Here is a 23,803-nt window from a genome sequence, read left to right on the forward strand (position 1 = left end):
CCGGCGGCTTCGGCATGCTGACGTTCGGCACCCTACATCGGAGGCCTATGTCTCCATGACGGCTACCGCACGGTTTCCGGTTGCAGCAGCTGCCCGGGGGCGGGCCGCCGGGCCAGATCGCTGATCTTGAGCAGCACCGCGACCAGTGCCCAGTTGGTGATCACCGAGGAGCCGCCCTGGGCGATGAACGGCAGCGTCATCCCGGTCAGCGGGATGGCCCCGGTGACGCCTCCGGCGACGATGAAGACCTGCAGCGCGAACGCGGCGGAGAGCCCGACCGCGAGGAGCTTGCCGAAGGGGTCGCGGGCGGCCAGCGCGGTGCGCAGGCCGCGTTCGGCCAGCAGCCCGTAGAGCAGCAGCACCGCCGTCACTCCGGCGACGCCGGTCTCCTCGCCGATGGTGCCGAGGATGAAGTCGCTCTTGGCGGCGAAGCCGATCAGCCAGGAGTGCCCCTGCCCGAGCCCCGTGCCGAGCGCGCCGCCCGCGCCCAGCGCGAACAGCGCCTGCCCGATCTGGCCGACGCCCGTCCCCGCGCCGGTGGTCAGCGGGTGCAGCCACTCATGGATGCGCCCGCGCACGTGCCCCTCGGTGCGCGCCACGGCCCAGAATCCGAGCCCCGCCATCAGCACGCCGAAGAGCACCCAGCTGGTGCGCTCGGTGGCCACGTAGAGCATCACCACGAAGATGCCGAAGAACAGCACGGAGGTGCCGAGGTCGGTCTCGAAGACGAGGATCAGCAGGCTCAGCGCCCACACGACCAGGATCGGGCCGAGGTCGCGGCCGCGCGGCAGGTACAGGCCGAGGAAGCGGCGGCTGGCCAGGGCGAGTGCGTCCCGCTTGACCATCAGGAAGCCGGAGAAGAAGACCGGCAGCAGGATCTTCACGAACTCGCCGGGCTGGATCGAGAAGCCGCCGAGGTGGATCCAGATCCGGGCGCCGAAGTCGCTCGCGCGGTCGGGGAAGAACGCGGGCACGGCGAGCAGGACCAGGGCGGCGAAGCCGGACAGGTAGGTGTAGCGCTGGAGCAGCCGGTGGTCCTTGAGCAGGGCCATCACCGCGACGAACAGGGCGATGCCGAGGCCGGACCAGAGCAGCTGGTTCTCGGCGGCGGGGTAGTTGGGGTGCAGCTGGCGGGCTTTGTCGAGGCGCCAGATGAAGACCAGTCCGAGGCCGTTGAGCAGGGCCGCGATGGGCAGCATCAGCGGGTCGGCGTTGGGCGCGAAGCGCCGGACCGCGAGGTGCGCGAGCAGCGCGAAGGCACCGAGTCCGACCCCGTACCCGAGCATTCCGGCCGGCAGCCGGCCGTCCAGGGCCAGCCCGGTCTCGGCGTAGGCGAGGACGGGCACCAGTACGGCGAAGACCAGCAGCGAGAGCTCCGTGTTCCGCCGGTTCGGCGCACCTTGGGGCACCACCGTGACGACAGGACTCTCCGTGGCCGTCATCTCAGCCCTTCGCTCCCGCAGCAAGTTGCACCACCCAGGCGGCGTAGCCGCCAGGGGCGCGGGGCTCTGCGCGAGAGACCACCGACGTGTGGATGGCCCTGCGCGTTCGGGGCTCTACCTGCGTGGATGGCTTGTCGCGCCCACGCGGCGGAGCCGCACATCAGCAGAGCCTCGCGCCCCTGGATAGTGCAACCAACGGGCGGAAGCTAAACCTCCGCTACGACGCCACGCACTGCTGGGCCAGCGTCTCGTCCGCCGCGCTGAGGGTCGGCGTCGGGGACGGGGACGGGGTGGCCTTGGGGCTCTCGCTGGTGGTGGGGTGCGTGCCGGCCTTGGGGCTGCCCGACGGCTTCGGTGTCGGCGTCGGCGTGGGGGCCGGGGTGTTCTTCTGCGAGCGGACCTGGACGCAGATGCTCGCGTCGTGCTTGAGCTGGGTCACCTTGCTCTGGGCGTCGCTGAGGCTGGCCGCGGAGATGGGACCGTTCTGGATGTTCTTCTGGTCCATCCCCGGGAGGTCCTTGAGCGCCACGTCCGTGTGGTCCTCGTAGACCGAGGAGAGCTTGAGCCCGGCCAGGTTCTGCGAGATGCCCTTGTAGATGGCGACGTGGTCGCCGTTGGCACCGACGTAGTACTGCGTCTGCGTCCACTGGTAGCCGAAGTAGGCGCCACCGGCGAGCAGCACGACGAGCGCGACGCCGAGTGTGGCCGGCATCACCCAGCCGCGGCGCTTCTTCTCCTTGGCGCGGCGCCGGCTTCGGCGGCCCTCCGGCTCGTAGTCGTCGTCGAAGCCGTTCTCGTACTCGTCGTACTCCTGGTAGCCCTGGCCGGCGCCTGCGGAGTCGTCCGCGGCGCCGTAGGCCTCGGGGCTGCGGCCGAGGGACGCGGCGCGGGAGGCGGGGGTGCTGGCCACGGAGTGGTGGCCGAGCGCGGTGCCGTCGGCGACCGCGCCGACCACGACCGGGGCGTCGGCGAACTGCGCGGCCATCGGGTCCAGCTGCCCTGCGTCACCGACGTCCAGGACGTCCGCGACGACGCAGGTGATGTTGTCGGGCCCACCGCCGCGCAGGGCCAGCTCGATCAGCTCGGAGATGGTCTGCTCGGGCGAGTAGTAGCTGCCGAGCGTCTCCTCCAGGGTCTGGTGCGAGACCACCCCGGACAGGCCGTCGGAACAGAGCAGGTAGCGGTCGCCGGCGCGGACCTCGCGGATCGACAGGTCCGACTCGACCTCACCGGTGCCCATCAGCGCGCGCATGATCAGCGAGCGCTGCGGGTGGGTGGAGGCCTCCTCCTCGGTGATCCGGCCCTCGTCGACGAGGCGCTGCACCCAGGTGTGGTCGGTGGTGATCTGCGTCAGGACGCCGTCGCGCAGCAGGTAGGCGCGGGAGTCACCGATGTGGATCAGGCCGGCGGTCTGGCCGGTCCACAGGATCGCGGTGAGGGTGGTCCCCATGCCCTCGAGGCTCGGGTCGCCCTCGACCAGGACCCGCAGGCGCTCGTTGGCGCGCTCGGCGGCCCCCTGCAGGGCGGCCATCGGGTCGGTTCCGGGGGCGGTCTCGTCGAGCTCGACGATCGTGGACAGCACCTCCGATGAGGCGACCTCGCCCGCTGCCTGCCCGCCCATGCCGTCCGCGACGGCGAGCAGCCGGGGACCGGCGTAGCCGGAGTCCTCGTTGCCCTCGCGGATCATGCCCTTGTGCGAACCGGCGGCGAATCGCAGCACCAGGCTCATGTGCCGTCCGCCCCCTTCCCTCGGTCCCCTGCGCGATGCCCCGGTGCAGCGTGCGTTGCTGCATCGTACGGCCCCGGCTGCCCGCACGGTCGAACCAGGGCTCGTTCACCGCGGGGCAGGGTGCCGTGTCCGCCCCTGCCGTGGTGTGCGCGCTGGTTCATCGTCCGGTCACTTCCGCAGCTCGATGACGGTGCGGCCGATCCGGATCGCCGACCCCGGCTGGAGCGGGGTGGGGCTGGTGAGCCGCATGTTGTCGAGGAAGGTGCCGTTGGTCGAGCCGGTGTCCTCCACCACCCAGGAGCCCGCGGCCTGGTCCGGGTAGATCCGGGCGTGCCGGGAGGAGGCGTAGTCGTCGTCGAGCACGATCGTGGAGTCGTGGGCCCGGCCCAGGGTGATGGTCTGGCCCTGGAGCGCGACGGTGGTGCCCGCCAGCGAGCCCTGGGTGATCACCAGGTGGGTCGGTGCGCCGCGGCGCTGACGTTGCTGCGTCGGCGCCGCGGCCTGCTGGCGCTGCTGCGGCGCGGACTGCGCGGACGGTGCGGGCTGGCGTGCGGTGTTCGGGTTGCCGCCGCCGCGCCGGGCCGGTGCGGCGGCGCGCTGCGTCACCTTGGTGCCGAACAGGTCGGAGCGGATCACCTGGACCGCGACGATCACGAACAGCCACAGCACGGCCAGGAATCCGAGCCGCATGACCGTGAGGGTCAGTTCTGACATGTGCCCCGCGTCACCCTTCGGCTTGCCGGTAGACGATGGTGGTGCTGCCCACGACGATTCGTGAACCGTCGCGGAGCGTAGCGCGGGTGGTGTGCTGACCGTCGACGACGATGCCGTTGGTGGACCCCAGGTCGAGCACCATGCTCGGGTTGCCGACGCGGATCTCGGCGTGCCGGCGGGAGACGCCCGGGTCGTCCACGCGGACGTCGGCCTCGGTGCTGCGGCCCAGGACCAGGACCGGGCGGTCCAGTTGGTGGCGCTGGCCGTTCAGCTCCAGCCAGCGGCGCACCCCGGCCCCGGCGGCCCCGCCCGCGCCGGGCGGCGCGGGGGTGCCGGGAAAGGCGTGCACGTCGGCCTCGGCGGGACGTCCGCCCGGGCCGCCGCTGAACGCGGTGGGCCCGTCGATGTGCGGGAACGGCGCCGCGGCGGGCGGTGCCGCGGGCGGCATGGACGGCGGCGGGGGCACCGGCGCCGGGCCCGGCTGAGCCTGGCCCGGTTGCGGCTGCCACGCCTGCGCCTGCCGACCGCCGTAGGGGGCGGCGGGCTGCTGGCCCTGCTGGCCGTACTGCTGCGCCTGGGCCTGCGCCTGGGCGACCTCGGGGCTGGCCTGGATCCGGCTGCGCACCCGGTAAAGGCCGGTGTCGAGATCGTCGGCACGCTCGAGCTGGACGGCCAGCGGGCCCATGAAGGAGTACCGCTGGGCCTGCGCGTACTCGCGCACCATGCCGGCCAGCTCGTTGCCGAGCTGCCCGGAGTACGGGCTGAGCCGCTCGTGGTCGTGCGGGCTGAGCTCGACGATGAAGTCGTTGGGGACGACGGTGCGGTCGCGGTTCCAGATGCTGGCGTTGTTGTCGCACTCGCGCTGCAGCGCGCCGGCGATCTCGACCGGCTGCACCTCGGACTTGAACACCTTGGCGAAGGCGCCGTTGACGAAGCCCTCCAGCCGCTGCTCGAACTTCTTCAGGGCTCCCACGGGGCACCCCCTTCCGTCGGGTGTCGTCGTCCCACCCGGCGCCGGGGCGCGGGCGGCTGCTGCTTGTCTGCCTTACAGATCGTATCTACGCCCGGGGCCGACGTGTGGTTCCTCGGCTGCCCCGTTCGGACGCCGGACCGACAGCAGGATGCCAGTGGACTGCTACCCGGCCCAGAGCGGGGACACCCCCCTCTCACTCGTTCGGCCGGGCCCGCCGTCGTGGCCTCGCGCCCCGGCCCCGGAGCGATGTGATTCCACCCCCTGCGACGTGCTACTGTTCTTCTCGTCGGAAGGCAACACCGCAGAAAACGCGGAGCGGACGGGCCGGAAACAACCGGTTTGAAAGCCCCGAGGGATCTTCGGTAGAGTCGAAGACATCACCCAGATGCGCGGGTGGCGGAATAGGCAGACGCGCTGGATTCAGGTTCCAGTGCCCGAAAGGGCGTGGGGGTTCAACTCCCCCCTCGCGCACAACACAGAGGCGCCTCTCATGTGACGGAAGTCACGTGGGAGGCGCCTTTTTGCTGTCCCGGGGCGGCGGCACTCCCAGGGAGTCGTGACCTGGGTAACGGTCCGGGGACGAATGACGGGCCGCCGGACCGAGCCCACCTGCCGCAGTGGTAAGAATTTCTGACTTTCAGCTTGCGCGGGGCCTGTGACCAGGCCGGGCCCCGTGGTCATCACGTCACGAGGGGGACGCCCGGCATGCCCGGACAGCTCGGGCCTCGACGCGCGCATCGCCGCAGGAACAAGGCGAAGCGCCGCGCAGTCGGAGGCTCCATAATCGCCGCCGCCGTCATCGGCGGTCTCTTCAGTGTCATCGCTCCGGCCTCGCAGGCGGACGAGTACACCAACGGTTTCAACAACATGCGGACGAACTGGGACGGCAACGAGAGCGCGCTCTCGCCGGCCGCCGTCGAGTCGTCCACGTTCGGCAAGCTCTTCAGCACCGCGCTCGACGGTCAGATCTACGCGCAGCCGCTCGTGGTCAACCACGAAGTGATCGCGGTCACCGAGAGCAACAGCGTGTACGCGCTGAACCCCGACACCGGCGCGATCATCTGGAAGAAGAACTACGGCGCCCCCTGGCCGGCGTCCGCGATCGGCTGCGGCGACCTGGCCCCGAACGTCGGTGCCACCGGTACCCCCGTCTACGACCCGACCAGCAACGCGCTGTACTTCACCACCAAGGTCGACGGCGGCACCAACCACCAGAGCCCCAGCTACCTGATGCACGCGGTCGACCCCACGTCGGGCGCGGAGAAGGTGGGCTGGCCGGTCACCATCCAGGGCACTCCGTCCAACGAGCCCAACGCGCCGTTCAACGCCTTCTACCAGATGCAGCGGCCCGGTCTGCTGCTGCTCGACGGCGTGGTCTACGCCGGCTTCGGCGGTCACTGCGACAAGCAGCCCTACCGGGGCTACGTGGTGGGCGTCAGCACCACTGGCCACAGCATCACCTCCATGTGGGCCTCGGAGACCGGTGCCAGCACCAGCGGTGCCGGCATCTGGCAGTCCGGAGGCGGGCTCACCTCCGACGGTTCGGGCCGCATCTTCGTCAGCACCGGCAACGGCATCAGCCCCGTCGCCGGGCCCGGCACCACCCCGCAGGGCACCCTGGCGGAGTCCGTGGTCCGGCTCCAGGTGGGCGCCGGTGGCGCCCTGTCCACGGCGGACTTCTTCAGCCCGTCCAACGCGGCCACGCTCGACCTGACGGACAAGGACATCTCCTCCGGCGCGTCCATGGCGCTGCCCGACGGCTACGGCAACGCCAACCACCCGCACCTGCTCGTCCAGCAGGGCAAGGACGGCCGTGTCTTCCTGCTGGACCGCGACAACCTCGGCGGCCAGGCCCAGGGCCCGAACGGGACCGACGCCGTGGTGGGGGTCTCCGGCCCGTTCCAGGGGCTGTGGGGCCACCCGGCGTTCTGGGGCGGTGACGGCGGTTACGTCTACCTGATCGGCAACAACGGCCCGCTGCGCGCCCTGCACCTGAACACCGGCGGCACCAACCCGACGCTCACGGCCACCGGGCAGACCCAGGACGTCTTCGGCTACACCTCCGGCTCGCCGATGGTCACCTCGGACGGCACCAACGACGGCTCCGCCATCGTGTGGATGGTCTCCGCCGACAACGCGGCAGGCGCCAACGGCACCCTGCGTGCCTACAGCGCCACCCCGGACGGCAGCGGGATGCTCCAGCTGTTGTGGTCCGCCCCGGTCGGCACCGCCGCGAAGTTCGCCACCCCGACCGCCGACAACGGCAAGGTCTACGTCGGCACGCGGGACGGTGTCCTGTACGGCTTCGGCAGTCCGGCGGCCACGGCGCTGAACGCCAACCCGCTCGACTTCGGCCAGGTCCAGACCGGCACCGCCGCCTCCCAGCCGATGACGCTGACGGCGTCCAAGGCCGTGACGGTCACCGGCGTCACGGCGACCGCACCGTTCTCGGTGCCCCAGCTCACCGCGCCCAAGGCGCTGGCCTCCGGTGGCACCCTGCCGCTGCAGATCGGATTCGCCCCCACGACCACCGGCGGCAGCAACGGCACCCTGACGGCGACGCTGTCGGACAACTCCAAGCTGGTCTTCTCCCTGCACGGCGTCGGCACCAACCCCGGCTTCGGGGCGCTGCCGACCGACACGGCCTTCGGAGTGGTGCCCACCGGCACCACCGAGACCGAGAACATCCAGTTCACCAACACCGGCACCACGGACGAGACGATCAGCGCGGTGACCGCGCCGACCGGATCGTTCACCGCCACCGGGCTGCCCAACGTCGGCGACGTCGTCAAGGCCGGGGCGTCCTTCGTGGCCACCGTGACGTACACGCCCACGGCGGCCTCCGCCGCGGCGGGCACGCCGGACACCTCGACCATCAACGTGACCGCCGCCAGCGGGCACTCCCTCACCGTCACCATGACCGGCACCTCCGTCGTCGGTCACGGCCACCTGACCTTCTCGCCCCCGACGCTCGACTTCGGGACCGTGCCGGTCGGCAGCTCCAGGACGCAGACCTTCACGATCACCAACGACGGCAACATCCCCGTCACCGTGACCAAGGCCAAGGCGCCCAACGGCGACTACACCAGCGCCGTGCAGCTGTCCGAGGGCCTGGTCATCGGCCCCGGCCAGACGGCCAAGCAGGCGGTCACCTACGCGCCGACCACCGCCGGCACGGGGACGGCCTCGTACGAGGTCACCGGTGACGGCGTCAACAGCGACGGCTCCCCGCAGAGCGCCATGCTGGAGAACCTGACCGGTGTCGCCACCGGGTCCGCCGACTCCACCGGCGCGACCAGCGCCACCTGGCAGGCCAACGGTGCCGCCGTCCTGCCCGGCGACGGCAGCATCCAGCTGAACCCGGCGGCGGCGTACCAGAAGGGCAGCGCCGTCTTCAAGCAGGCGGTGCGCACGGAGGGCCTGCGAGCCACCTTCACCGTCAAGATGGGCCCCGGCACCGGCGGTGACGGTGTCGCCTTCTCGCTGCTGGACGCCTCCAGGGCGCACACCAACGCGCTCGGCACGACCGGTGGCGCACTCGGCATCGCCGGACAGTCCGGTGTCGTGGTCGGCCTCGACGCGGCGAGCTACACCCCGGTTCCCGGCTACGCGAACTTCGTGGGCGTGGCCAACAGCACCTACGGGTCGACCGCGCTCAACTACCTGAGCACGGCACGGCTCGCCACCGCCCTGCGCCAGGGCACCCACCAGGTCGACGTGCAGGTGACCGGCGGTCATGTGCTGGTCTGGGTGGACGGCGTGCAGCAGCTGAACGTCGCGGCCACCCTGCCCGACTACGCCTACGTCGCCTTCTCCGGCGGCACCGGCTCGATGTACGACGCGCACACGATCCAGTCCTTCGTGCTGAGCGGCGGCGCCGCGCCGACGACGCTGGGCTACACCCCGCTCCCCACGCAGACCCGGGTGCTGGCCACCTGGGCCGGCGTCGGCCGCCCCGGTACGACGCCCGTTCCGGCGGGCGGCTCGGTCAGCGTCCCGATCGCGGGCAAGTTCGGCGTTCCCGCCGACGCGACCGCAGTGGTGATGCAGGTCGGCGCGCTCTCGCAGGCGTCGGCGACCGGATCGATCCAGGCCTGGCCGCACGGGGCGGCCCGGCCCAACTCCGGTGCGGTGTTCTGGAACGCTCCGCAGATCATCCAGAAGACCGCGGTGGTCCGCCTCGGTCAGGGCGGTGCGGTGGACTTCTACAACGCCAGCGCCGGCAACACCGGGATCTACGCCGACGTGCTCGGCTACTACAAGGCCGGGACCGGCCTGTTGATGACGCCGACCACCACGCAGGTCGTGGCGTTCGACACCGCCAAGGGCATCGGCCAGCCGACCAAGGCCCCGATGCCCGCGGGTGGCATCGTCAAGGTCCCGGTGGCCGGGACGGTCGTGCCGGCGGGCACCACCTCGGTGCTGCTGAACATCAGCGCCATGCGTTCCTCGGTGGGCGGCTCGGTCAGCGCCTGGCCCGACGGGGGCACCCCGCCGGCCGCCTCGGTGCTGTACTGGAGCCCGAACAGCGACATGATGTCCAACCTGGTCCAGGTCGCGGTCGGCAGCGACGGCAAGATCGACTTCAAGAACTGGGCGAACGCGCCGATGGTCGTCAACGCCGTCGTCGAGGGCTACACCGTCGCGGGCGGCGGCCAGCACTACGTGCCGATCCAGCTGTTCCCGGCGCTGAACACCGCCTACGCGGTGGGGATTCCGACCACGACCGCGATCAAGCCGGGCGGAGTCGTCCCGCTGACGATCGCGGGCAACGGCGGGGTGCCGGCCGACGCCAAGGGCGTACTGCTCCAGGTCGGCGGCTTCGGCGGCACCGGCTCCGGCTGGCTCGGCGTCTACCCGGGCAACGGTGCCAGGGCGACCACCGGTTCGCTGTTCTGGAACGTCGCCGGACACACCGTGACGAACATGGTCATGGTGCCGCTGGACCCCTCGGGCGTGGTCAACCTGCAGGTCAACGGCAGTGCCCCGGAACAGATCCAGGCCACGGTCGTGGGCTACTACACCGGCTGACGAGCTGTTCGTCCCGTCGCGCCGCCGTGTCCTCCCCTCGGGGAACGACACGGCGGCGTCGTCGTGTCGGGGCACCCCAGGGCCCTGTGGCGCGGATCACGCACATGCTTCGTGTGCATTACGGATATGTCCCTGGCGGGGTTTTGCGGCCGGGGCATAGAGTCCGCCGCCTGAAGCTTTCACCGGGGGATCTCTGGGGGATTTCCGTGTCTCACTCCTCGCGCCGCACGCTTGCGGCGCTCACCTCCGCCGCCGCCGTCGCAGCCGGTCTGGTCGGCACCTTCGGCGCCGGTGCGGCTCAGGCGGCCACCGCCGGGCCCGCCGACGGCGCCCTCGCCTTCCGTTCGCCCGACGGGCGGGTGCACGTGATCAACGCCGACGGCACCGGGGACCACGTCATGCAGGCCCTGTCCACCTCGTCGTGGCAGGCCCTGAGCTGGTCCTCCGACGGCAGCCGACTGGCGGAGAGCGGCGACGGCGCCGTCACCTCCGTCAAGCCGGACGGCAGCAGCCTGATCACCGTCAAGTCCGGTGGCAACGCCGTGTCCCTGAACGGCGTCTACGGCGAGAACGGCAGCGCGCTGGTCTCCGAGGCGAGCGGCGAGCTGTTCGTCCAGACCTCCGACGGCTGGAACTGGGCCACCCGCGTCATGAACACCAAGCAGGAGCCGGCCGGCGTCTGCGACAGTGCACCGGCCCTGAGCTACCGCGGCCTGTACGCGTTCGTCCGTACCGCCTGCGGCCGGTCGGTCACCGGCGGCGTCTACACCTTCGACGCGCGCAGCGGTGCCGTCCGGCTGGTGGCGGCCGGCGCCGACCAGCCCGCCTTCTCGGCCGACGGGAGCACACTGCTCTACCGCAGCCAGGTCGGCGCGCAGACGCAGATCGTCGCCACCTCCCTGGCCGGTGGCTCCAAGCAGCTGACGAACGACCCGAACGGGGCGTCCCAGCCGAGCCTGTCGCCGGACGGGAAGACCCTGGCCTACGTCTCCGTCGACCCGTCCTCGGACCTCGGTCAGGTCAAGCTGCTGAACCTCGCTGCGGGCACCACCACGGTGCTGGCCCCCGGCGCGCAGCCGGTGTGGCAGCCGCTGCGCGGCAACCGCCTCGACCACGTCTACGGCACCGGTGCCGTCAGCACCGACGCCGCGGCGTCCCGCTGGCAGTTCAACACCATCGGCAAGTCCGTGCCCGGTCTGGTCACCGCGTTCAACGCGGTGCTGGTGAACCGGAACGACAGCACGGACGCCGCGCTGGGCATCGCGCTGGCGGCCGAGAAGCAGGCACCGCTGCTGATGACCTCGGGCACCCGGCTCGACCCGTCCGTCGTCACCGAACTGCACCGCTCGCTGCGGCGCGGCTGGACGGTCTACCTGGAGGGCGGCACCAACGTGCTGTCCAACTCGGTGGCGGCGCAGGTGCAGCGGCTCGGCTACCGGGTGGTGCGGGTCGCCGGCAACGGTCTGACCGCCCAGTCCGTCGCCTCCGCACGGGCGCTGACCACCCGTCCCAACTGGGTGGTCGTCGCCGACGCGCAGGACTACCGCCTGTCCGCCACGGCGGCCTCGGTGGCGGCCAGCGGCGGTTACAAGGGCAGCTCCGTCGTCCTGCTCAACACCGCGACGAGGCTGCCGTCCACGCTCACCTCGTACTTCAACGGTCTCAACCCGAACACCACCCGCGTGCTGGTGGTCGGCAGCCGGAGCGTCTACGCGATGGAGCACACCCCGCTGCGTCAGCAGTGGCACTTCTGGGCGTTCGGCGGCACCGACCCCGAGGCCCTCTCGACCCAGCTGGCCACCTTCTGGTACGGCGCGCCGTACCTGGCGACCCTGGCCAACACGTCCGACTGGCGCTCCGGGATGGCGGGCGCGGCCGTGAACGCCGGCTACGGTCCGCTGCTGTGGACCTCCGCCACGGGACTCGACGCGGTCGACCGGTCCTACCTCTCCAAGGAGAGCGCGGCCATCGGCGAGGTGCAGATCTTCGGCACGGGCTGGCCGAACACCACGGTCAACGCGGTGCGCTCGGCCATTGCCGCCGATCCGTCCTGGACCTCGGTGGACCTGGACGTCAACGGCGTTCCCGCGCCGCTGACCGCGGGCCTGGCGCACCTGGTGCTCGGCTACACCGCCGGCACGAAGCGCGCCTGACGTCCCACCCCCTCACGGAACCCCCGGCCCGCTCTGCGGACCGGGGGTTCCGTCGTCCGTGGCCGAGCTGGTCATTCCCGGTTCCGCGTCAGCGTCGCCGCGTGGTCGGGGACGTAGTGCTGTTCGTCGCGGGGCGGGCGGATGTAGCCGGCGGGGCCGGGGCGCTTGGGGAAGGAGATCTTGCGGGCGGGCTGCTCCACGTACGGGACGGCGGTGAGGAGGTGGGCGATCATGTTGAGCCGCGCGCGCTTCTTGTCCTCGCTCTCGACGACGTTCCAGCGGGCCTCCGGGATGTCGGTGTGGACGAACATCTCGTCCTTGGCCCGGGAGTAGTCCTCCCAGCGGGTGATGGACTCCAGGTCCATCGGGGAGAGCTTCCAGCGGCGCATCGGGTCGTCGCGGCGGGCGCGGAAGCGACGTTCCTGCTCACGGTCGCTGACGGAGAACCAGTACTTCAGCAGGATGATCCCGTCCTCCACGAGCATCCGCTCGAAGATGGGGCACTGGTGCAGGAACCGGTGGTACTCGTCCTGGGTGCAGAAGCCCATGACCCGCTCGACACCGGCCCGGTTGTACCAGCTGCGGTCGAACAGCACGATCTCACCGGGGGCGGGCAGGTGGGTGATGTAGCGCTGGAAGTACCACTGCCCGCGCTCACGTTCCGTGGGTGCGGGCAGGGCGGCGATCCGCGCGATGCGCGGGTTCAGGTACTCGGTGACGCGCTTGATGGCCCCGCCCTTTCCGGCGGCGTCACGGCCCTCGAAGATCACGACCACGCGCGCGCCGGTGGCCCGCACCCACTCCTGCAGGGTGACCAGCTCCGACTGGAGACGGAAGAGTTCGTTCTCGTAGACCTTCTTGGGCACCTTGGGCAACGTGTCAGCCATTGCAGGAGAGTAACCACCTCAGGGGCGGGTGCCCCTGAGGTGGCGTCGGTTCAGCGCGTCGCCAGTGGCTCCGGCTCCCGCGCGTCGAGCCGGGCACGGCCGCGTGAGAGCGCGGACGGCCACCAGAGGCGGTGGTCGAGGTCCATCGCCAGTGCGGTGACCAGGATCGAGCGGACGATGAAGGTGTCCAGCAGGACGCCGAGGCAGACCGCGAAGCCGATCTCCGCGAAGCCGACGATCTGCAGCGTCCCCAGCACACCGAAGGTGCTGGCGAGGATCAGCCCGGCGGAGGTGATGACGCCGCCGGTGGCCGCCAGACCCGTCAGCGCGCCGGTGCGGGTGCCGTGTTTGACGGACTCCTCGCGGACCCGGGTCATCAGGAAGATGTTGTAGTCGATCCCGAGGGCCACCAGGAAGACGAAGACGAACAGCGGGAATGCGTTGTCCTCGCCCTGGAAGTGGAAGAGGTGCGCGAAGGCGAAGGACGAGACGCCCAGGGCCGCCGCGAAGGACAGCACCACCGTCACGATCAGCACGATCGGGGCCACGACCGCCCGCAGCAGCAGGCCGAGGATCAGCAGGACGACCGCGAGGACGACCGGGATGATCAGCTTGTTGTCGTGGTCCGCGGCGTCGGCGATGTCCATCCGCATCGCCGTGTCGCCGCCGACGTAGGCGTGCGCACCGGGGACCGCGTGGACGGCGGCGCGCGCCGCGGTCACGGTGGTCTCGGCGGCGTGACTGTCCGGAGCGTCCGTCAGCGTCGCCGAGACGTAGGCGAGTCCGCGGTGGTCGACGGGCGGGGAGACGTCGGTCAGGCCGTGGCCGTCGAGGCGGCTGAGCGCGGCCGTGACCTGGTCGCCGGCGGAGGCGTCGGCGATGACCCGCAGCGGTGAGCCGGTGCCCGCGGGGAAGTGGGCGTCGATGACCGTCTGGGCGGCGACCGAGTCGGGGGTGTTGGTGAAGGTGCCGGCGGAGGAGAGGCCCGTCGCCTTCAGACTGACCATGCCGAGGGCGAGCGCGCCCAGCGCCAGCGCCGTGCCGATCCAGACGATCCGCGGGCGGCGGGCGATCGAGCCGCCGACCCTGGCCCACACACCCGTCTCGGTCGGCTCGGCCGTGCCGAAGGCCGGGCGGACCGGCCAGAAGACCCACCGGCCGCAGATGACCAGCAGCGCGGGCAGCAGGGTGATCATCGCGAGCAGGGCCACGCCGATGCCGATGGCGCAGACGGGGCCGAGGCCGCTGGTGGAGTTCATCTCGGCGAACATCAGGCAGAGCATCGAGACCGCCACCGTCGCCGCGGAGGCCAGGATCGCCGGGCCGGCCCGGTGCAGGGCCTCGGCCATCGCCTCGTGCCGGTCCTCGTGGCGGCGCAGCTCCTCGCGGTAGCGGGCGACGAGCAGCAGTGCGTAGTCCGTGCCCGCGCCGATGACCAGGACCGTCAGGATGCCCTGGCTCTGCCCGTTGACGGTCAGTCCGGCGTGCGCGGCCAGCAGGTAGATCACCGCCTGGGCGGCGGCCAGGGCCAGGCCGGAGGAGATCATCGGAAGCAGCCAGAGGGTCGGGCTGCGGTAGGTGAGCAGCAGCAGCACGATGACGACGGCCAGGGTGGAGTAGAGCAGCGTCCCGTCGATGCCGGAGAAGGCCTTGGCCTGGTCGGCGCCGAAGCCGCCGGGGCCGCCGACGTGGACGGTCAGGCCGGTGTCGCCGCTGGTCGCGATCTTCCGCATCGAGTCGACGGCGGGGCCGAGGTTGTTCCAGCCGCCCTGGGAGCTGTCCTTCTTGTCCTTGGCCAGGTCGATCAGGACGGTGGTCTGCAACGCCTTGCCGTCGGCGGACCGGGCCGGTGGCTGAACCCGGCCGATGACGTGGTCGATCCTGGCGAAGGCCTGTGCGTCCGCGTCGGCCTTGGCGGTGTCGGCGGGGGTGATGCCGCCGTCCCGGGTGTAGACCACGACCGCCGGGGCGGCCTGGGCCGGTGTGAACGCGCCCTGCAGGTTCAGGACCTTGGTGGATTCCGCGCTGGACGGCAGGTAGCTGGAGCTGTCGTTGTTCTCCGCGTTGGTGAGCTTGCCGGCGAGCGGTCCGAGGGCCAGCAGGGCCACGATCCACACGACGAGCACGACCCACTTGCTTCTGCGGCCGGCAGGGAGGGCGGCGAGCCGCCGGGCCTGGTTCAAATGAATGCATCCCCCAACTGAACGCGATACATCGCGACTGTTGCGTCCACGATGGGCGTGCCGGTCGGGGGCTGTCAAGGAATCCAGGTCGGAGTGCGGTCCGTCGGCGGCCTCGGCGTCGGGTCAGCGCGGCTCGGCGTTGTAGCGCTCCAGCAGGTCGGCGAAGACCGCGACGTCCTCGTCGGACCAGTGGGCCAGGCGGCTCAGGAACGCCTGGCGGCGCTGCTCGCCGGCCTTGCGCAGCAGCTCGGCGCCGACCTCGGAGGGGTGGATGATCTGGCCGCGCTGGTCCTCGGGGTCGGGGCTGCGCTCGACCAGGCCGAGCTTCTCCAACGTCGCCACCTGGCGGCTGACCGTGGACTTGTCCAGCAGGAAGTGGCTGGCCAGGTCCGTGCCACGGCAGCCGCCGACGTCCCGCAGGTGGTCCAGGATCGCGTAGCTGACCAGGGTCAGGCCGGGGTGGATCTGGGAGGCGATGGCACGGGCGCGGCGCGAGAAGGCGGTCAGCTCGCGCTGGATGGAGTCGATGCTGTCCATGCGCGAACCCACGGCAGGGGACGCAGAAGAAGAGGCCATGGTTGCACTATACAACCAACTCTTTCCTGGCGCGAGCCCGGACCTAGGGCCGCTGCGGCACCGGTAGCGGCAGCTCGAACCAGACCACCTTGCCGACCGCCTTGCGGCTGGTGCCCCAGCGCGAGGCCAGCTGGCTGACCAGGCCGAGCCCGCGGCCCTCCTCGTCCAGCGGCTCGGAGGGCTCCAGCGAGGGCAGGTTGTGGTCGTCGTCGCTGACCTCGACCAACAGCTTGCCGACCCGCATCAGCTGCAGTTCGACGCTGCCCTTGGCGACCCGCAGCGCGTTCGTCACCAGCTCGCTGACCAGCAGCTCCGTCAGTTCCGTCAGTTCGGCGAGGCCCCAACGGGTCAATTGGTCATGCACAAGACTACGGGCCCGGCGCACCTCGCTCGCGTCCAGTGCCAACGACCAGGAGATGACGTCCTGCGGCGGGATGCCGTCGAACCGGGCGATCAGCAGCGCCAGGTCGTCGTTGCGGTCCTCCGTGTGCAGGCGCTCCAGCACGGTGTCGCAGACCTCGTCGGGACTGCGCCGCGGGTCGACGATGTCCCCGCACAGGGCGGCCAGGCCGTCCCCTATGTCGCCGCCGCGCATCTCCACCAGGCCGTCGGTGCACAGCACCAGCATCGAGCCGTCGGTGACCTTGATCTCCTTGGAGGCGAACGGCACCCCGCCGACGCCGATCGGCGCGCCGGAGGGGATCTCCAACAGCTCGCCGCGCCCGTCCGGATGGACCAGCACCGGCGGCACGTGGCCGGCGGAGGCGAGGGTGCAGGTGCGGGCGATCGGGTCGTAGACCGCGTACAGGCAGGTGGCCAGATGGTCGTCGCCCAGACGCTGCGACAGGTTGTCCAGGTGGCGCAGGATCTGACCGGGCGGCAGGTCGAGTGCGGCCAGCGTCTGCATCGCGGTGCGGAACCGGCCCATCGCGACGGCGGAGTGCAGGCCGTGGCCCATCACGTCGCCGACGACCAGCGCGACCCGGCTGCCGGGCAGCTGCACCGCGTCGAACCAGTCGCCGCCGACCTCCGCGCGTCGGTCGCCCGGCAGGTAGCGGTGGGCGATCTGCACGCCGGGGATCCGCGGCGGGCGGGTCGGCAGCATCGAGCGCTGCAGGGTGAGCGCGGTGCGCGCCTCCATCCGGTGCAGCCGGGCGTTGTCGATCGACAGGGCGGCGCGGGCGGCGAGCTCGCGCAGGTAGGAGGCGTCGGCCTCGTCGAAGGCGGGCCGGTGCGCGTCGCGCAGCAGTGTCAGCACGCCGAGTACGGTGCCGCGCGCGGCCAGCGGCAGCGTCAGCATCGAGCGGCCCTCGAAGAGGGAGGTCAGGCCCGGCCCGCCGCGCCCGGACGCGCAGGCCTCGGCCGTGGCCGGGTCGAGCCGCGGGACCAGGACCGGCTTGCCGTTCTGCAGCGCGTACCCGGACGGAGTCTCGCCGGCCAGGGCGACCAGCGAGCCCTCGGTGACCAGGTGCTTCCACGCCAGCGTGGTGGGCCCGAAGGAGCAGGCCACCCGGCGCAGCTGGGTCGCGTCGTCGGGCCGCTCGCGCGGCGACTCGGAGTCGGTGATGAGGCGGTCGCGCAGCTCGACGCAGGCGAAGTCGGCGATGCCGGGGATGACGACGTCGCAGACCTCGTGGACGGTGCGGTCCAGGTCGAGGGTGGTGCCGATGCGCGCACCCACGTCACTGAGCAGCAGCAGCTGCGGGTTGACCGGCTCGCCGTCCGGCTCCTCCCCCGCCGCCGCGCCGCCCGGGCCGACCAGCCCGCCGAGGCTGACGCTGGCCCGTGAGGGCGGGCCGCTGAACGGGCCGTCGTCCAGGGCGGCGCGCCGCGAAGACGACTCGGCGGCCAACTCCTCCAGGGTCTCCTCCGGTGCCTCCTCCTCGGCGGCGCGCGAGCGGGCCTGCGGGGGGACGGCGGCCCGGCCGCCGTGCTCGGGCTGCTCCGTCACCAAGCGGCCCCGGGGCCGCTTGGGCGCGGGGCGCCCGGGCTGCGCGGCCTGTGGTTCGGCCGCCGTGGCAGCTGCGGCCGCTGTGGGCGTCTCGCCTGCACCGGCCGGTGCGGCGGACCGCCCGTTCGTCGCGGCGCCGCGGCCCGGCTCGGCGCCCCGTGCGCTGCTCCCGGCGGGCGCGCCGGCGCCGCGGCGGGTGCCTGCGGCGCGGCCCGGCTCAGTGCCCGGTGTGGTGCCCGGCGTCGTGGCCGCACTCCTGGCGCCGGTCGTGCCGTCGGCTGCCGCCCCGGTCGTGGCCGGTGAGACGGCAGTGGTGGCGCGGGAGCCCGCGCTGCGGGACGCGGACGGCCGGGTGGCAGCCGCCGGTTCGCTGTCGGGCACCGGTAGGACCGGCAGGACCAGCCCGTTCAGGCGCACGGCGGGGGCGCCCGCGGTGACGAGCTGCGTCAGCACCGCGCGTCGGCGGTCCGCGGCGATCCGGGGGAGGACCTGGGCGAGCCGACGGGCCGCGCGTTCGCGCTCGGTGCGTGTCGCGCACGGGGCGAGGACCGGCTCCGCGTGCGGGCTCCCGTTCGCGGCGGGGCCGACGGGTGCCTCGGCGGTGAACGGCAGCAGCGCCTCGCCGATCGCGATGCGCAGGCCGGAGCCCGTCAGCCCGCGGGCGTCGGCGGCCAGCACGAGCATGCCGCGACCGCTCGGCTCGACGGTGCGCCAGGCCCAGCAGCAGATCTCGACCCGGCGTCCGTCCCGGTCGGTCACGGTCAGCTCGCCCGCCCAGCCGGGGGCGAAGTCGACCAGGTCGTCGAGGTGGTCCAGCGCGTCACCCGTGGGCTTGCCGACCAGTGGCAGCAGCCCGGTGGTGGTGCGGTCCAGCACGTCGTTGCGGCGGTGGCCGAAGAGCTCCTCGGCGCCGAGGTTCCAGTGGGTGAGCCGCCCGTCGGAGTCGACCACCAGCGCGGCGAGCCTCGCCAGGGCGACCACCCCGGGCAGCGCGACGGCGGTCTGTGTCGCACTCGGTGCGGTGCGATGTGCGGCGGCCTCGGACGCTGCGAAGGTCTCTTCCGTCATCTCACCCTCTCTCAGCGACTCCTCGGCTCCATATATTCGGGTACCCCAGGCAAGCACGGATCCTGCGGGCCTAACCCGATATTGAAGAACATTTGCCGTGTCCCGTAGCGCGTACACCTGCGCACGCCCTAGTGTGCGCCCTTTGTGCCCGGACCGGGGACAGTAGGGTGACGGGACGGACACGCGCGCCGAAGAACGAGTAGTGAGGTTCCAGATGACTACCGACCGTGTCGGAGAGCCCCTGCCGCCGGCCCGGTGGACGGACCCGGAGGAGGCCGAGCTGGAGGCCAGGCTCGTGGAGGCCGAGGCCGAGTGGGTCGACGCCGAGGTCGGCGTCGAGACGCTCCGGGTCGAGCTGGACAACTTCGCTCTCGTGCACCACCAGCGGCTGGGTCCGATGTACGTGCGCCTCGACGAGCTCGACGCCCTGATCGCCGAGGCGCGGGCGGCCCGCACCGGCAGCGCCGAGGACCTGCGCCGCGCCTACGAGGCGCGCAGCGTCCTGGACCCGATGCCCGACCTCGCCTCCTTCTTCGGCGAGGCGGAGGCCTCCGGTGAGGTGCCGACGATCTCCATCGAGGCGCCCGAGCGGATCCGCCCCGACCGGGAGGCCCAGCGCCTCTACCGCGACCTCGCCCGGCGCGCCCACCCCGACCTGGCCCAGGACCCGGAGGAGGTCGGCCGCCGCAGCGAGTTCATCGCGCGCGTCAACGAGGCCTACGCCCGCGGCGACGTGCTCGCCCTGGAGCAGCTGGCCCAGGAGTGGGCCGACGGCGACGGTGCCTCCGCGCACCCGCAGGCGGGCACCCCCGAGCGCGTCGCCTGGCTGCGCCAGCGCCTGGACTGGCTGGAGAGCCGGATGCGGCGCCTGGAGTCGGCCCGCGCCGAGCTGGCCGACAGTCCCATGGGGCAGCTGCTGATGCTGCACCCCGACGACCCCGACGCCCTGCTGGAGGTGCTGGCCGAGCAGCTGCTCGCCAGCGTGGCCGAGCGGCAGGCCGAGCTTGAGACACTGTTGTCGTAGCCTGCCTTTGCCGTGAGGAGAGCCTCGTGTTCCAGCCGTCCGTTCCCACCGTCGACATCTCCGCGCTCCCGGCGGACGCCGTCCTGCTGGACGTCCGCGAGCAGGACGAGTGGGACGCGGGCCACGCGGAGAGCGCGGTGCACGTCCCGATGAGCCAGTTCGTCGCCCGCATCGGCGAGCTGCCGGACGCCGAGCCGCTCTACGTCGTGTGCCGGGTCGGCGGCCGCTCCGCGCAGGTCGTCCAGTACCTCGTGGCCCAGGGACGCTCCGCGGTCAACGTCGACGGCGGCATGCTCGCCTGGGAGGCCAGCGGCCGGGCGCTGGTCAGCGACAACGGCGAGGCGTTCGTCGCGTAGCGCCATCAGGGGCGCAGTTCCTTGCGCCCCTGGGCTTGTGCAACCTCCCTCCGGCGGTATGAACTCGTGAGCTGACGATCCGTCAGAACTTATGGGGGTGCCGCCGTGAACGCGCTCGTGGAGGCCGTGCTCGCGCAGCACGGGAGGGAACGGCCCGCGCTGGTCGGGGAGGGCTTCGCCCACTCCGGCCGGGAGACCCTGCGGGCCGTCTGCGCCCGTGCGGCGTACCTCGGTGACCGGTTGGCCGGCGCCGCGTACCCGCATGTCGGGCTGCTGCTGGAGAACACGCCCGCGTACGTGTGGTGGCTGGAGGCCGCCGCGCTCGCCGGGGCCACCGTCGTCGGGGTCAACCCCACCCGCCGCGGCGCGGACCTGCTGCGGGACCTGACCCACACCGACTGCGCCCTGCTGGTGACCGAGGCCCGGCTGCTGCCGCTCCTCGCGGACCTGCCCCTGGCGATCCCCGTGCTCGTCGTCGACTCCCCCGAGGCCGCCGAGGCGCTCACGCCCTACGCGGACGCCGGCCCGCCGACGACCGTGCCCGCACCGCGGACGCGCCTGTTGCTGACCTTCACCTCCGGCTCGACCGGGGCGCCGAAGGCGGTCGTCTGCAGTCAGGGGCGGCTCGCGCGCGCCGGCGACAAGCTGCGGGAGCAGTACGGGCTCACCGACGCCGACACCGGCTACGCCTGCATGCCCCTCTTCCACGGCAACGCGCTGATGGGCCTGTGGGCCCCGCTGCTGCTGGCCGGCGGCACCATCGCGCTGCGGCGGCGCTTCTCCGCCACGGGCTTCCTCGCTGACGTACGCGCTTACCGGGCGGGCTACTTCACCTACGTCGGACGCGCCGTCTCCTACGTGCTGGCCACCCCGCCCCGCCCGGACGACGCGGAGAACCCGCTGCGGCTCGGCTTCGGCACGGAGGCGGGGGCCGTCGACGCGGCCCGCTTCGAGCAGCGCTTCGGCTGCCGCCTCGTCGAGGGCTACGGCTCCTCCGAGGGCGGCTGCAACCTCCGCCAGGACCCGGCCGCACCGCCCGGCGCCGTCGGACGCGAGGGCTCGGGCCCGTACGACGATCTGGCCGTCGTCGACCCGGAGACCGGTGAGGAGCGGCCACGTTCCCGGTTCGACGCGGCCGGGCGGCTCGTCAACGGCGAGGAGGCGATCGGGGAGTTGGTCAACCGGACCGCGCGGGCCGGGTTCGAGGGCTACTGGCGCAACGAGCGGGCGGGCGCGGCCCGTCTGCGCGACGGTTGGTACTGGACCGGGGACCTCTTCCACCGTGACGCCGACGGCTGGTTCCGCTTCGCCGGCCGCAGTGCGGACTGGCTCCGCGTGGACAGCGAGAACCTGGCCGTGGCCGACATCGAGAACATCCTCGCGCGCTGGGACTCCGCCGCTGCCGTCGCCGTCTACGCGGTGCCCGATCCGGTCGCGGGCGACCAGGTCATGGCCGCGGTCGAACTGCGATCCACCGGTGACCCGTTGGCTCTTGCCGCCGAGTTCGCGGGCTTCCTCGGCGAGCAACGGGATCTGGGGACCAAGATGCCGCCGCGCTTCCTGCGGGTGGTGGCCCGGATGCCGGTCACGGCCACCCACAAGACCGCGAAGACGGGCCTGCGGGAGGAACGTTGGGATGCCGTCGGCGACGACCTCCTGCTCTGGCGGCCGTACGGGCGGGCCGCGGGAGCCGAGTTGGAGTACCGGCCGTTCACCGGGGCGGACCGGGAGAAGCTCGCGGCGCTCTTCGCCGAGCACGGGCGGTCCGAGCTGATCGTTCGAAACCGGATGCCGCGGCCGTGAGTGTCGGCAAAGATGGCGTTCATGACTGACGGAACCGCGGAACTGCTGCACACCGAGCGGATCGAGCTGCGTCCGATCACCCCGACGGTCGCGGCGGCGCTGCGCGCGGGCGGCGACGGCGGCCTCACCTGGCTCGACGGCGGCCCGTTCGAAGGCACCCTCGACGCCTGCGGCGGCCTGCTGAAGGCCCACGAGGCGGGCCTGTACGAGGAGGCGTGGGGCGCGTTCGCGATCGTCGTGACGGCGGAGGGCGTCGCCGTCGGCGGCGTCGGCTTCCACGGTGCGCCGCGCGGCGGCAGCTGCGAGATCGGCTACGACCTCGTCCCCGGCGCGCGGGGCCGCGGCCTCGCCACGGAGGCCGCCCGGCTGGTCACCGCGTACGCGCTGACGCACCCCGGGGTGGAGTACGTCGTGGCGCACACGGAGCCGGAGAACGTCGCCTCCCAGGCGGTCCTGAGCCGCGCCGGGTTCGCCCGCGACGGCGAGACCGAGGGCCTGTTCCGTTTCATACGGCGGTGACGTTGCACCGTCCAGGCGGCGCAGCCGCCAAGGGCGCGAGGAACTGCGCGCCAAGCCACCGACGAGCGGATGGTCCTCGACGCGCAGGGCCGTCCGCACAGGGTGGTTTCTCGCGCAGTTCCTCGCGCCCCTGAGGTCACATGTGGCGAAGCAGTGCGACCGGTGACTCCACGGCGTCGGCCACGAACCGGAGGAAGCCGCCCGCCGTCGCGCCGTCGCAGACGCGGTGGTCGAAGGTGAAGGAGAGCTGGACGACGCTGCGGACCGCCAGGTCGTCCCCCACCACCCACGGCTTGCGCGCGATCCGGCCCACGCCGAGCATCGCGGCCTCGGGGTGGTTGATGATCGGCGTGGAGCCGTCCACGCCGAAGACGCCGTAGTTGTTCAACGTGAACGTGCTGCCAGTCAGTTCGGCCGGGGTCAACGTCCCCGCCCGCGCCGACTCCGTGAGTCGGCCGATCTCCGCCGCCAGGCCCTCCGTCGACAGCTGGTCGGCGTCGCGGACCACCGGGACGACCAGGCCGCGCTCGCTCTGCGCGGCGAAGCCGAGATGGATCGCGCGGTGTCGGCGCACGCCGGTCGGCACGCCGTCCGGGCCCAGCTCCACGCTGGAGTTGAGCGCGGGGAACCGTCGGAGCGCGGCGACGGAGATGCGGGCGAACAGCGGCAGCACGCCGACGCCGACGGCGGCCTTCGCCTCCAGCAGCGCGGTGGCGTCCGCGTCGACCCAGCACGTCGCGTCGGGGATCTCGCTGCGGCTGCGGGCGAACCGCTCCGCGGCGATCCGCGCGCCGCCCCGCAGCGGGACGAACTCGCCCTCCGCGGAGGGGGCCGCGGGCACGGTGTGCGCCTGGGCGGCGCGTTCCACGTCCGCGCGCATGATCAGGCCGTCCCGGCCGGTGCCGACGACGGTGGCCAGGTCCACCCCGCTGTCCCGGGCGAACCGTCGCACCAGCGGGGAGATGACGGCGGCGATCGCGACCGGTTCCGTCACGACGACCGGAGCCGAGGGCGCCGGAGCCGTCGTCGGCGCGGGGGAGCCGGGGTGGGCGACCCGGCGACGACGCGGGCCGGTGCTGTGGCTGGTGCCGTAGCCGACCAGGACGTTGCCGGAGCCCTCGTCCTTCGAGGGCGTCCCGCCGGACGCCTCGCTCACCGCGACGGTGACCAGGGCCGCGCCGACCGGCACCACGGTGCCCTCGGGGCCGGCCAGCGTGGTGACCACGCCCGCGTAGGGGCAGGGGACTTCGACGACCGCCTTGGCGGTCTCGACCTCGGCGACGGGCTGGTCGATCGCGATCACGTCGCCGACGGCGACGAGCCAGCGGACGATCTCGGCGGAGGTGAGGCCCTCACCGAGGTCGGGGAGGGCGAAGGCGCGCACGGAGGCCATG

At 72.4% G+C, this 23,803-nt stretch carries 15 protein-coding genes and 1 tRNA gene; 7 read left to right on the top strand and 9 right to left on the bottom strand.

The window, feature by feature from the left end; translation table 11 throughout:
• Positions 1 to 62: 62 nt before the first annotated feature.
• The 4 genes from BMY61_RS07555 to BMY61_RS07570 all read right to left on the bottom strand — a co-directional run bounded on the left by BMY61_RS07555 (position 63) and on the right by BMY61_RS07570 (position 4,858).
• A complete protein-coding gene (locus tag BMY61_RS07555) occupies positions 63 to 1,442 on the bottom strand; it encodes an FtsW/RodA/SpoVE family cell cycle protein (protein WP_042460678.1) in 1,380 nt (459 codons plus the stop codon).
• Positions 1,443 to 1,659: 217 nt separating this feature from the next.
• Entirely contained in the window at positions 1,660 to 3,171 is a 1,512-nt protein-coding gene (locus BMY61_RS07560; protein ID WP_042460681.1) for a PP2C family protein-serine/threonine phosphatase, read from the bottom strand.
• Between the two features lie 168 nt (positions 3,172 to 3,339).
• Positions 3,340 to 3,885 carry an FHA domain-containing protein FhaB/FipA gene (locus BMY61_RS07565; RefSeq protein WP_042460683.1) on the bottom strand — a complete coding sequence of 182 codons (546 nt, stop codon included), beginning with the start codon at positions 3,883 to 3,885 and terminating at the stop codon, positions 3,340 to 3,342.
• 10 nt (positions 3,886 to 3,895) lie between these two features.
• The gene (locus BMY61_RS07570) at positions 3,896 to 4,858 is read right to left on the bottom strand and encodes an FHA domain-containing protein (RefSeq protein ID WP_075003799.1); all 963 of its coding nucleotides are present in this window, start codon (positions 4,856 to 4,858) and stop codon (positions 3,896 to 3,898) included.
• A gap of 387 nt (positions 4,859 to 5,245) precedes the next feature.
• Between BMY61_RS07570 and BMY61_RS07575 the strand changes: the two genes are divergently transcribed.
• The 3 genes from BMY61_RS07575 (at position 5,246) to BMY61_RS07585 (ending at position 12,042) form a co-directional block, all read left to right on the top strand.
• Positions 5,246 to 5,329 (top strand) — tRNA-Leu (locus BMY61_RS07575).
• A 234-nt stretch (positions 5,330 to 5,563) separates the two neighbouring features.
• A complete protein-coding gene (locus BMY61_RS07580; RefSeq protein WP_052439551.1) occupies positions 5,564 to 9,889 on the top strand; it encodes a choice-of-anchor D domain-containing protein in 4,326 nt (1,441 codons plus the stop codon).
• A gap of 206 nt (positions 9,890 to 10,095) precedes the next feature.
• A complete protein-coding gene (locus BMY61_RS07585) occupies positions 10,096 to 12,042 on the top strand; it encodes a cell wall-binding repeat-containing protein (RefSeq protein WP_042460689.1) in 1,947 nt (648 codons plus the stop codon).
• A 71-nt stretch (positions 12,043 to 12,113) separates the two neighbouring features.
• Here BMY61_RS07585 and ppk2 read toward each other — a convergent pair whose 3' ends face one another.
• From ppk2 to BMY61_RS07605, 4 genes are all read right to left on the bottom strand, one after another.
• Positions 12,114 to 12,929, bottom strand: coding sequence for a polyphosphate kinase 2 (gene ppk2, locus BMY61_RS07590; RefSeq protein WP_042460692.1), 816 nt, complete (start codon positions 12,927 to 12,929; stop codon positions 12,114 to 12,116).
• A gap of 50 nt (positions 12,930 to 12,979) precedes the next feature.
• Positions 12,980 to 15,112, bottom strand: coding sequence for an MMPL family transporter (locus tag BMY61_RS07595; protein WP_042460694.1), 2,133 nt, complete (start codon positions 15,110 to 15,112; stop codon positions 12,980 to 12,982).
• 123 nt (positions 15,113 to 15,235) lie between these two features.
• A complete protein-coding gene (locus tag BMY61_RS07600) occupies positions 15,236 to 15,688 on the bottom strand; it encodes a MarR family winged helix-turn-helix transcriptional regulator (protein WP_042460697.1) in 453 nt (150 codons plus the stop codon).
• A 43-nt stretch (positions 15,689 to 15,731) separates the two neighbouring features.
• On the bottom strand, positions 15,732 to 18,707 hold the full coding sequence (locus BMY61_RS07605) for a SpoIIE family protein phosphatase (protein WP_075003800.1): 2,976 nt from the start codon (positions 18,705 to 18,707) through the stop codon (positions 15,732 to 15,734).
• 214 nt (positions 18,708 to 18,921) lie between these two features.
• Between BMY61_RS07605 and BMY61_RS07610 the strand changes: the two genes are divergently transcribed.
• The 4 genes from BMY61_RS07610 to BMY61_RS07625 all read left to right on the top strand — a co-directional run bounded on the left by BMY61_RS07610 (position 18,922) and on the right by BMY61_RS07625 (position 22,409).
• Positions 18,922 to 19,731: a J domain-containing protein gene (locus BMY61_RS07610; protein WP_042460471.1), complete on the top strand. Its 810-nt coding sequence runs from the start codon at positions 18,922 to 18,924 to the stop codon at positions 19,729 to 19,731.
• Positions 19,732 to 19,757: 26 nt separating this feature from the next.
• On the top strand, positions 19,758 to 20,087 hold the full coding sequence (locus BMY61_RS07615) for a rhodanese-like domain-containing protein (RefSeq protein WP_042460468.1): 330 nt from the start codon (positions 19,758 to 19,760) through the stop codon (positions 20,085 to 20,087).
• A gap of 105 nt (positions 20,088 to 20,192) precedes the next feature.
• On the top strand, positions 20,193 to 21,890 hold the full coding sequence (locus BMY61_RS07620; RefSeq protein ID WP_052439542.1) for an AMP-binding protein: 1,698 nt from the start codon (positions 20,193 to 20,195) through the stop codon (positions 21,888 to 21,890).
• A 21-nt stretch (positions 21,891 to 21,911) separates the two neighbouring features.
• A complete protein-coding gene (locus BMY61_RS07625; protein ID WP_236656671.1) occupies positions 21,912 to 22,409 on the top strand; it encodes a GNAT family N-acetyltransferase in 498 nt (165 codons plus the stop codon).
• A gap of 136 nt (positions 22,410 to 22,545) precedes the next feature.
• Here the strand turns inward: BMY61_RS07625 and BMY61_RS07630 are convergent, their stop codons facing one another.
• Positions 22,546 to 23,802 carry a dihydrolipoamide acetyltransferase family protein gene (locus BMY61_RS07630; protein WP_042460499.1) on the bottom strand — a complete coding sequence of 419 codons (1,257 nt, stop codon included), beginning with the start codon at positions 23,800 to 23,802 and terminating at the stop codon, positions 22,546 to 22,548.
• Position 23,803 lies beyond the last annotated feature (1 nt).

The sequence above is a fragment of the Streptacidiphilus jiangxiensis genome, from assembly GCF_900109465.1.
GTDB lineage: Bacteria > Actinomycetota > Actinomycetes > Streptomycetales > Streptomycetaceae > Streptacidiphilus > Streptacidiphilus jiangxiensis.